Annotated in this window: 14 protein-coding genes; all 14 read right to left on the bottom strand. The window is 33.8% G+C overall.

The features are described from left to right. Window positions 1-219, bottom strand: a 219-nt coding sequence (locus tag H510_RS0109770; protein ID WP_026903600.1) for a transposase, incomplete at its 3' end; no start/stop codon positions are given. Window positions 220-368: 149 nt separating this feature from the next. Next, the gene (locus H510_RS0109765) at window positions 369-1,205 is read right to left on the bottom strand and encodes an OmpA family protein (RefSeq protein ID WP_036692500.1); all 837 of its coding nucleotides are present in this window, start codon (window positions 1,203-1,205) and stop codon (window positions 369-371) included. Window positions 1,206-1,244: 39 nt separating this feature from the next. Beyond that, window positions 1,245-1,916: a DUF2461 domain-containing protein gene (locus H510_RS0109760; protein ID WP_036692486.1), complete on the bottom strand. Its 672-nt coding sequence runs from the start codon at window positions 1,914-1,916 to the stop codon at window positions 1,245-1,247. Beyond that, window positions 1,900-2,292 (bottom strand): DUF983 domain-containing protein, encoded by a 393-nt coding sequence (locus tag H510_RS0109755; protein WP_026904157.1) that lies wholly within the window; start codon window positions 2,290-2,292, stop codon window positions 1,900-1,902. Before H510_RS0109755 ends, H510_RS0109760 begins: the two co-directional genes overlap by 17 nt. A gap of 1 nt (window position 2,293) precedes the next feature. After that, window positions 2,294-2,560, bottom strand: a complete 267-nt coding sequence (locus tag H510_RS0109750; protein WP_026904156.1) for a hypothetical protein — start codon at window positions 2,558-2,560, stop codon at window positions 2,294-2,296. An 8-nt stretch (window positions 2,561-2,568) separates the two neighbouring features. Beyond that, a complete protein-coding gene (locus tag H510_RS0109745) occupies window positions 2,569-3,141 on the bottom strand; it encodes a DUF420 domain-containing protein (RefSeq protein ID WP_026904155.1) in 573 nt (190 codons plus the stop codon). Window positions 3,142-3,148: 7 nt separating this feature from the next. After that, on the bottom strand, window positions 3,149-3,850 hold the full coding sequence (locus H510_RS0109740; RefSeq protein ID WP_026904154.1) for an SCO family protein: 702 nt from the start codon (window positions 3,848-3,850) through the stop codon (window positions 3,149-3,151). Beyond that, the gene (locus H510_RS0109735) at window positions 3,847-4,188 is read right to left on the bottom strand and encodes a cytochrome C oxidase subunit IV family protein (protein WP_026904153.1); all 342 of its coding nucleotides are present in this window, start codon (window positions 4,186-4,188) and stop codon (window positions 3,847-3,849) included. Before H510_RS0109735 ends, H510_RS0109740 begins: the two co-directional genes overlap by 4 nt. Window positions 4,189-4,207: 19 nt before the next feature. Next, window positions 4,208-4,906 (bottom strand): cytochrome c oxidase subunit 3, encoded by a 699-nt coding sequence (locus H510_RS0109730; protein ID WP_026904152.1) that lies wholly within the window; start codon window positions 4,904-4,906, stop codon window positions 4,208-4,210. 35 nt (window positions 4,907-4,941) lie between these two features. Continuing rightward, window positions 4,942-5,520 carry a cytochrome c oxidase subunit 3 gene (locus tag H510_RS0109725; RefSeq protein WP_026904151.1) on the bottom strand — a complete coding sequence of 193 codons (579 nt, stop codon included), beginning with the start codon at window positions 5,518-5,520 and terminating at the stop codon, window positions 4,942-4,944. Then, entirely contained in the window at window positions 5,521-6,366 is an 846-nt protein-coding gene (gene cyoE / locus H510_RS0109720; RefSeq protein WP_026904150.1) for a heme o synthase, read from the bottom strand. It abuts the gene before it with no gap. 1 nt (window position 6,367) lies between these two features. Continuing rightward, complete coding sequence (locus tag H510_RS0109715; RefSeq protein ID WP_026904149.1) at window positions 6,368-7,429, bottom strand: COX15/CtaA family protein; 1,062 nt, start codon at window positions 7,427-7,429, stop codon at window positions 6,368-6,370. 75 nt (window positions 7,430-7,504) lie between these two features. After that, window positions 7,505-9,397 carry a cytochrome c oxidase subunit I gene (locus H510_RS0109710; RefSeq protein WP_026904148.1) on the bottom strand — a complete coding sequence of 631 codons (1,893 nt, stop codon included), beginning with the start codon at window positions 9,395-9,397 and terminating at the stop codon, window positions 7,505-7,507. A 17-nt stretch (window positions 9,398-9,414) separates the two neighbouring features. Then, complete coding sequence (locus tag H510_RS0109705) at window positions 9,415-10,593, bottom strand: cytochrome c oxidase subunit II (protein ID WP_026904147.1); 1,179 nt, start codon at window positions 10,591-10,593, stop codon at window positions 9,415-9,417. Between the last annotated feature and the right edge of the window lie 19 nt (window positions 10,594-10,612).

Raw genomic sequence — 10,612 nt, 5'->3', positions numbered from 1 at the left:
ATAACCATAAACCAATACTTTAAGCAACATCAAAGGATGATAGGATGATGTGCCTTTAGTCTGATAAGCTGATAATAAAGGTTCTACATTGATGCGATTGATAACCTCATTGACTACTCTAACTGTATGACTTTCAGGTATAAGCTCCTCTAAGGATGGAGGAAGCATCATGATTTGATGCTGATTATAGGGCTTGAAAACAGGTACTTTATTTGGCATTACATCTTATTGATTTACACTTAAATATAAGTAAATCAAGTATTTATACCAAAAAAATATGAAATTTATCTACTAAATTAACTCATTATTATCAAACAAAAAGAGACTGCCTTTTTGAGACAGCCTCTTTAAATAATATCGAATACCTTTTATTGTATCAAATTATACAATTCATCCAACTTTGGTGAAAGTATAATTTCTATTCTTCTATTCTTACTTCTCGCTTCTGGTGTATTTAAATTCTCTACCGGTTGGAATTCTCCTTTACCTGTAGCCGTTAAGCGATTAGCATCCACTTTTTGCTCATCAATCAAAAATCTGGTAACAGAGGTTGCTCTCAACACACTTAAATCCCAGTTATCTTTTATTTGCCCTAGGTTAACTACCCTTTGGTTATCTGTATGCCCTTCAACGGCTATATTAATCTCGGGTTGTGTATTTAGAACTTTAGCTAATTCTTTTAAAGCTTGTTTACCTCTTTCATCTATAACAATGCTACCACTGCTAAATAGTAGCTTATCCGTTAAAGAAACATAAACTTTACCGTTTTTAATTTCCACTGTTAAGCCGTTTTCAGCAAAACCTAAAAGTGCTTTTTGTAGTTTATTTTTTAAAGCGTTAGTAGCTTCATCTCTTTTACGTAATACTTCTTCAACCTCCTTTAATCTAGCTTCACGTTTTTGTAAATCATCCGCCAGCTTTCTTATCTCTGTAGAGCTATTGGTTCTAAGCTTTGCATAGTTATTATTTACATCATCTAAAGAGCTGCTTAAACTTGCAATACGCTGATTTAAATTTGCAGTATCCGCTTTAAGCTTTGCAATTTCTTCATCTAAAGATTGTATTTTAACTTTTGCAGCATCCCAACCTGCTGCAATAGAATCTTTATCGGCTAATAATTGTTTATACTTCTTCGTAGACATCACCATACAAGAACTTGTAAATAAAGCTGCTATGATGGTAAACAATAAGATTTTAGATTTCATTTCTTTCATTTTATATAAATATACAAAACTCTTTCAGGCTTACTGTAGTATAGCTTCTTTAATAAATTTATTTAGAGGATAAATAAGCTTCATTCCTTCTAATAACGTATTTATCATATTTTCGCTAGCCATTTCTTCATCAGTAAAAGATCTAGAGCAAATAAAGCTTTTAAGTTTTAAAATATGAATATAGGGATGGTCTTTAGGATAATCCTTTGGGGCATTTTTTAATTGATCTTCTGTACTTAAACCACCGAAGTAATTTTTGAAAGCTTTAGCTTCTATAATATCTAGAAAATCAGAAGTGTTATAGTCAATTTCTTGTCTGATAGCTTTCAAATGATGAGCCTCTGGCATCCAATACCCACCAGCTACAAAGCTTTTCCCAGGTTCTATATGGATATAATATCCTGGTAAGGTACCGCCTCTGCCATCAGAAGATATACTTATACCGATATTGCTTTTATAAGGAGCTTTATTTTTGCTAAATCTTACATCTCTGTATATTCTTAGCACACATTTTTTAGCCTGTAAATCTTCTGGTATACTTGGGTCAATTTTTTTAATACCTACCAGCAACTCCTCAGTAAAATCAAGTGCATTTTGCTTGGCTTGTTCATACCTGTGTTTATGGGTATTAAACCACTCTCTGTTGTTGTTGGCTATTAATTCCTCTAGAAAAGTAAATGTATCCTTACTTATCTTCGTCATAATGTGCTACATATTTTATTTTTGGCGATAACCAGTATAAAAGTATCACTCTGGAGTATCTGAAATTTAATGGTGCCAGTAAAAAACTTGCGGTTAAAATGGTGATGATATAAATCCAAGGGCTTTTATCCTCTTGAGTGATAAGATAAGTAAGAAAACCAATACCAACAGCTAAAGCTACGTTGATAGCATACCCCACGTACATGGCAGCATAAAAGTAACCAGGTTCTATTTCATAACGCATACCACAATGTGGGCAATGCTCATGCATTTTCTGAGAAGAAAAACCGTACATAGAGTTCTGAAACATATCGCCTCTTCTACAACGTGGACATTTAGCCAAAACAAAGGCTTTAATTTCTGGTGTTTTAGCCATGCTAGTTCAGATTAATTCTTTCAGATTTTATATCAATGGTAACGTCTTTCTTTCTATATTTTTTGTACCATAAATAGCCGATACCTAACATCGCTAAATAAGGCGCAGCTAACAAATACATAATACCACTGTTTAAACCTTTTCCTGCTGTACCCCCATTATCTAAATTAGATTCTACTGTGGCTTGGCACATGGCACATTGTGCAAAGGTTTCTGATGAAATACTGATTAAAATAAATAATACAACAATTATCCCTACTCTCTTCATGGCTTTAATTAAAAATTGTAATATGGAGAAATCATTAAATAAACAATAACACCTGTTACAGTAACATACAACCAAACAGGGAAGCTATATCTTACAAGTTTTCTATGCTTCTCTACCTGCATTTGTAAGCCTCTGTAAAAGCTTAATAATATAAGCGGCAAAACACCTGCTGCTAAAATAATATGTGTAATTAAAATAACGTAGTAAACATACCTTACATTGCCTGCTGCTGCAATTTCTGCAACATCTAAATTTCCATCACTATTAAGATCTCCAAATTTAGTCTCAGGAGCAAAATAATGAAAGATGATATAAGAAACTAAAAATAGGGAGGATAGAAAAAAGGTAAAAATATTTACCCTTTTATGCATGGTGATATTCTTTTGCTTGATAAAATAAAGAGACACCAATAACAAAACACTACAAGTACCATTAATAATGGCATTTAAAGTAGGTAAGAAATAAACAAAGTCTGGAGTTTCTATGGTTACCGGTATAATCTTACGATTTAAAATAACCACCACTAGAAAAACAAAAATTGATACTCCTGTTACAACCCTGAAAATAAGTTTATCGTTCATCTGCTTATTAAAATTCTGCTTTTATTTTTCTCAACTCCTCTGTTATTAAGATTTTCATTTCATCGCCCATCTTTTTTACTTCTGGTGCTGATGTTGCATCGTAATAACCTCTTATTCTATGTTCGGCATCTAGCAAGACCAATTTTTCGCTATGTATAAATTCTCCTGTTCGCTTGTTTTCCAATGCATTTAAAAAGAATTGGTTTCTTGCTAAAGGATAAACAACATTAGTATCTGCATTTAAAAAATCCCATTTACCAGAAACAGCACCGTACTGTTTAGCATACTGCGCCAAAACATGTTGATTATCAAATATCGGATCTACTGATATAGACAAAAATCTAACGATTTTGTTGTCTTTATATTCCTGATTTAACCATTTTATATTGGTATACATTTGGGGAACAATATCTTGAGACCGACTGTAAAAGAAGTTAACTACTAGGAGTTGCTTTTTTATACTATCTATAACTACTTTATCGCCTTTTTGGTTTGTAGCTTCAAAAGATTTTACCACATGAAAAATAGTATCTGGAATTAGCTTACCGCGTTTTTTGGTAAAAGTTTTGGCTACCTCTTTAGGACCGAAAATAGGGAGAGGTTTATACCTGTTTTCTCCTTTAGACTGGAGTAAATAATATAAAAATCCTGGTACCGCTAATATGGTTACCAGGATTAATATTTTCGCTAGTGGAAATTTATTGCTCATATAGGCATGCTATCCTGTATGTAATTACCTTCTGTTAACATCAAAATAATAAAATAGATGATAAAGACAAAAGAAACCAGAATAGCTACTATTAAAGCATATTTTTCAAACTTTAGGTGCATAAAGAATGCAACTATATAATAAGCTTTAAGTAGTGTTAAAGCAATGTATAAAAAGTTTTTAACACCATGAGACATTAACGTTTCTGGAATAGCTAAAGCTATAACAAACTCTATCACGGTAATGAATAGTAAAATAAAGAATACTTTCCAGATTTTACCTTTACTCATGCTTGCATGCTCTTCTGCATGTTCTAAATGTGTATTTTCTTGAGACATGGGATACAGATATTAAAAATTAAACTAAATAGAAGAAGGTAAACACGAATACCCAAACCAAATCAACGAAGTGCCAATATAAACCTACTTTTTCAATCATTAGATAATGACCTCTTCTTTCAAAAACACCGGCCATCGTCATAAATAAGATAATGATATTAATGACTACACCAGAAAATACGTGGAAACCATGGAAACCTGTGATGGTAAAGAACAAGTTAGAAAACTGTTGTGCACTTACGCCATCAGCGCCAAGAGCTTTTACTGTTTCTGCATCAGGAATAGTTCCCCACCAAAAACCTTCGTGGTGTAAATGTGTCCACTCTAATGCTTGGCAGCCTAAGAACATAAAACCACCAATAATGGTAGCTACCATCCACCAGATAACTTCTTTCTTTGCTTTTCTATGACCTGCTTCTACGGCTAATACCATCGTTACAGAACTCATAATTAAAATGAAAGTCATGATACCAACAAAAACCAATGGATAGCCATGGTCTGCTATCCCAGGAATTGATTGGAACACGATATCTGGATCTGGCCAGGTTAATTTACTGAAACGCTGTGCTCCGTAATAAATCAAAAATGCAGAAAATGTAAATGCATCTGATAAAAGGAAAAACCACATCATCAATTTTCCGTACTCTACAGAAAATGGAGATCTTCCTCCGCTCCAGGGAGTAGTTTTAACTTCGTCTAATTTTGCTACTGTATTCATCAAAAATTATTGCTTGTAAATTCTTCGTAAAAATTCTACTGGTTCAAAAGTAAGAAAACGTATAAATAAATCCATAGAATATCTACAAAATGCCAAAAAATAGATGCGATTTCCATCCTAAATAAATTAATGACATTTGGTAGCTTCTTATAACTGCTTATTAGCGCTGTAATTATAATAATTAGCCCCGCCAAGATATGAATAATATGTAAAAAAGTAAATGCGTAAACAAAGCTTATGGTGGCATTAGAATTGATAAAAAACACGCCTAGATTTGTCCAAACAGACCATCCATAAACTTGCATCACAATAAAAACTATACCTAACAATAAGGTAAGCCATAAACCCAAACGCTGGTTACCAAACTTTAACCTTTTGGTTTGCAAATAGGCCCAATGCATGGTTGCACTACTTAATACAATAACAAGGGTACTGTAAATGAAAGCTTGTGGTAAGGCCACATTAAGTGTTTTACCCACTCCATCGCCAGAGTATACAATAAAACCACTTGTTAAACCTGCAAAAAATATGATAGATGATATCATAAACAGCCACATGATAAATTTCTTAGGCTGCAGGTTATACCTGTCTACTTCTTTATTTAAATTTTGCATCTATGTAAGATTAAATAATAAAACTAATTGAACAATTGGTAAATAAATAAAACTAGCAAACATTAATTTTTGTGCTGATTTTACTTCTAAATCCAGATACAGTTTAAAAGCATAGTACATAAAAATAATGCCGGCTATCAAGGAAACTCCTGCTATAGTATAACCGCCAAAACCATAAATAGTTGGCAATAAACTTACCGGAATTAAAATAATGGTAGAGAGTAGCGTTATCCCAGCACTTATTTTATCTCTTTTTGTTGTAGGCAATAATCTAAAACCCGCTTTTTTATAATCATCGTCTAAAACCCAAGCGATGGCCCAGAAATGAGGAAATTGCCAAACAAATTGTATAGCAAACAGGATGAGTGCAATATGATCTATTTTACCATGTGCAGCTACGTATCCAATTAATGGAGGTAAAGCACCAGGTATGGCACCTACAAATACTGCAATAGGGCTTTTTCTTTTTAAAGGAGTGTATATAAATGCGTAAAAAAGGATAGAGAAAACGGATAGTAAACCCGTAGTTAAATTTAAACTTCCTAAAAGATAAGTTCCAAATATCCCCATCATGAGACTTAAAACCAAAGCTTGTCCGTTGGTCATCCTCCCTGAAGGGAGCGGCCTATCAGCAGTTCTGGTCATTAGCTTATCTAAGTCCTTCTCTATAATCTCGTTAAATCCATTAGCTGCTGAAGTAACTAAAAAACCTCCAATAACCAATTTAATCCAATTTATCCAATGGATAGCTTCTCTGCTTTCCTCTGCTATTAAAAAGGAGATAGAAGCAGAAAATACTACTAAAAGTGTAAGCCTTAATTTAACCAGGTTTTTAAAATCCTTCATATCAATTATCTTGTTTGTTTTGGCTAAACGCTGGCTTTAGCAAGAGTAAAAGATAAAATTGTGCTCCAAACATAAGGGTGGCAAATAAAATATGTAACGACTGTGCAAATGGAGGCATTGCAAATTTATCTAAAATTAAACCACTCAATATTTGTATTCCTATTAAAATAATCATGTAAGTACCGTAAGTAAAGTACTTAGTACTTCTAAAGCTTTTATATAAAAGATAAAAAATCACACTGTTCACTAAAACTACTGCCAAAGCTAAATCTTTATGATAAGTATAAACTCTACCAACTTCCCATAACCATTCTGCTCTCTGTAAATCAGGGAATTTATCTAAAACTTCATCTATTTCTTCTCTTACCTCGGTTCCTAGTGTTATTTGTATCACGGATAAAACCAAAGCTATAAGTGTAAGTGCATACACAAAAGTTGAAGATTTCGTTTCTTTATGAGCTTCTCTTAATGCTTTTGCCGCATGATAGGTATAAATACAAATAGCAATAATCAGTACGGCTAAAAGCATGTGTAAAGTAATAATCCACGCCACCAAATTGGTAGAAACTACAATTGAGCCTAACCAAGCTTGAAAAACAACTAACACAACATTCAATAAGCTCAATACAAATATTCTCGTGGCTGATTTTAAATAAACCCTGGAATACACTAAACAAAGTAATAGAAATATACCTGTAAGAGCTCCAATTAACCTATTGATATATTCTGTATAAGTTTTAGCTGCATTAAACTCTTCGGGAAGTTTGATGGCTTCATCATGACGTATTTTATAAGCTAAATCAGAATAGCCTGCTTTATCAAGCATCTTAGCAAAACGCTCGTTTTTTTGCAAACGCTGTGCAACATACTTTTCTTTATAATCAGCCGGAAGTTGGGATACATCCGTTGGGGGTATATATTGGTCAAAACACTTAGGCCAATCAGGACAACCCATACCAGAACCAGTACTTCTTACTACTCCACCCGCCAAAATCAATAAAAAGAGAGCTATTATTGTAATTAAATTAACCCTAATAAATCTACTTTCACCCTTAAGCATCATGATTCTTTATATAAACATGGGGTATCGGTAAGCTTATACTTACAAGATACCCCATGCTATCTAGTCTATAAGAAATTATTTAACTTCTTCTGTGTTGTTTACATTTTTAGCATTCCACTCTTCTTGTATTCTCTCAGCTTCTTCATTACCTTCAAAATCATGAGGCATATTAGAACTCATGGTCTCAGAAAGAGGAGTTGTTTGTGGAATAAAGTCTGTACTATGACCAGGTTTGCTATAATCATAAGGCCAACGGTAAATTGTTGGAATTTCACCAGGCCAGTTACCATGTATACGCTCTACCGGAGTAGTCCATTCTAAAGTTGTAGACTCCCAAGGGTTTTGAGTAGATTTCTCTCCGAAGAAAATAGAATAGAAGAAATTCCATAAGAAAGCTACTTGAGCTACAGCCCCTAAAATTGCTGCCCATGTTACAAATACGTTAACAGATAACCATTCGTTCATAGACTCAAATTCTGTAAAAGAGTAGTACCTACGAGGAACACCGTCTAGACCCATAAAGTGCATTGGGAAGAATACCAAGTATGCAGAAATAAAAGTTAGCCAGAAGTGTAGGTAACCCAATTTAGCATTCATTAATCTTCCAAACATTTTAGGGAACCAGTGATAAATACCAGATAACATACCAAATATAGCTGCAGAACCCATTACCAAGTGGAAGTGAGCAACCACAAAATACGTATCGTGTAAATTAATATCTAAAGCAGCATTACCTAAGAATATACCTGTTAAACCTCCTGAAATAAAGAAAGAAACTAAGCCAATAGCAAATAACATTGCTGGCGTAAATCTGATATTACCTTTCCATAAAGTTGCAAGATAGTTGAAAGTTTTTACCGCTGATGGAACCGCAATAATTAAGGTTGTAATCATGAATACACCCCCAAGGAATGGATTCATACCTGTTACAAACATGTGGTGACCCCAAACGATAAATGATAATACGGTAATACCAATTAAAGAGTAAACCATTGCATGGTAACCAAAAATAGGCTTACGAGCGTTTGTTGCGATTACTTCAGAGGTAATACCTAAAGCAGGCATCAATACGATGTAAACTTCTGGGTGACCTAAGAACCAGAATAAGTGTTGCCAAAGGATTGGGCTACCACCTTCATTAGGTAAAGCTTGTCCAGCAACATAGATGTCTGATAAATAGAATGATGTTCCAAAACTTCTATCAAAGATTAATAATACTACCGCAGCAACTAATACTGGGAATGATAATAAACCTACAATAGCAGTTAAAAAGAATGACCAAATGGTTAAAGGCATTTTCCAAAGGTCCATACCTTTAGTACGCATGTTTAATACCGTAGAAATATAATTGATACCTCCAATTAAAGAAGAAGCAACAAATAATGTCATAGATACTAACCACAAAGTCATTCCTAGCCCAGAACCAGGCATAGATTTAGCAACAGCAGATAAAGGAGGATAGATGGTCCATCCAGCACCAGCAGGTCCTGATTCTATAAAGAAGGTTGAAAGCATAATCACACTAGCAGTAAAAAAGAACCAGTATGAAAGCATATTCATGAAAGGAGAAGCCATATCTCTCGCTCCTAACTGTAAAGGAATTAATAAGTTTGAAAAAGTTCCACTTAAACCAGCAGTTAATACAAAGAATACCATGATGGTACCGTGTATCGTAACTAGAGATAAGTAAAAATTAGGGTCTAATCTACCTTCAGGAGCAAATTTACCCAATAAAACTTCAAATAAAGGGAAGCTTTGGTCAGGGTAAGCTAATTGAATTCTAAATAGAATAGATAAAATCATAGCAATAACACCCATCACGATACCTGTGATAAGGAATTGCTTTGCAATCATCTTATGATCTTGGCTAAATACATATTTAGTCAAGAAAGTCTCATGATGATGAGCATGATCATGGTGCTCATCGTGATGTGTTGCAGTTGGGTTATGAATAGCAGCTGTTGCCATATCTCCTTTTATTATAATTAGTTATTTAACGCAATTTGATTATTAACAGAGTTTTGTTTACTTAATGCTAACTGATACTCTTTTTTCATTTCCTCAGTAACAATTGGTTTTTGCTCTTTCAACCACTCTTGATATTCTTTTTCAGAAACAACTTTTACCAAAAACTTCATGTTGTAATGAGAACCTCCACAAATTTTAGCGCAGTACAACTGATAATTGAATTCAGGATTATTAGTTTTCTCTTGCATTTCTGCAGTAGTTATTTTTGGTGTAAACTGGAAGAAAGTTGGCATTCCAGGAACAGCATTCATCTGAACTCTAAAATGAGGCATGTAGAAACTGTGTAATACATCTTGAGAACCAATGGTAAACCTTACTGATTTATTAACTGGAAGCACTATCTCGTTCACTTTTAAATCGTCGTTGTTTCTACTATCAGACAAATCTAAACCCAAATTGTTTAGCCCATTTAAACTTCCAATAAGTTTATAATTCTTTCTACCATTTACATTATCTTTTCCGGCATATCTAACGTCCCAAGCAAACTGGTGTGCAGTAACATCAATTTGTATTGCACTAGCCATTTGGTCTTTTGGAATATTGGTGATGCCTCTCCAAATAAAGAAACCCATTAAAACCAATACCGTTAAAGCTATAGCAGGAATAATAGTCCAGTATTTCTCTAACGTATTGTTGTGAGGATAATAATAGGCCGTACGCTTTTTGCTATGTTTATACTTATATGCAAATAAGAATAGTATGATGTGTGTTACCACAAACACAAAAGTGGTAATGATAAGCGTAACATTAAACATACTGTCAATAGCAACGCCATGCTCTGAGGCAGACTCTGGCAATATTAAACTACCATGTTCTGCATAAGACCAATAAGCACCATACAAACCTAGAATTAATGCCGCTGCAAACATTGCACCGTTAAATTTATCCCAGGCAATACCACTCTTCTTACCTTGAATTTTACGGGTTAATTCATAAACCTGTAAAACTTTACCAATAATACCAATAAACACACACGCTAATAAGAATAATAAGATGTAGTAAGAAACAGTCTTACCCAAACCTTCATTCTTCGCAGCTTCTTCTGTAGCTTGAGCCATAACCTGTCCCAGCGATAAACCTACCAGGGCAAATGCAGTAAACAAGCTTTTTAAATTAAAATACTTTTTCAAGTTCATATCTCTAAGTATCTATAAA

The organism is Pedobacter glucosidilyticus DSM 23534, assembly GCF_000425145.1.
GTDB lineage: Bacteria > Bacteroidota > Bacteroidia > Sphingobacteriales > Sphingobacteriaceae > Pseudopedobacter > Pseudopedobacter glucosidilyticus.
This window is presented reverse-complemented; position numbering and strand designations above follow the sequence as displayed.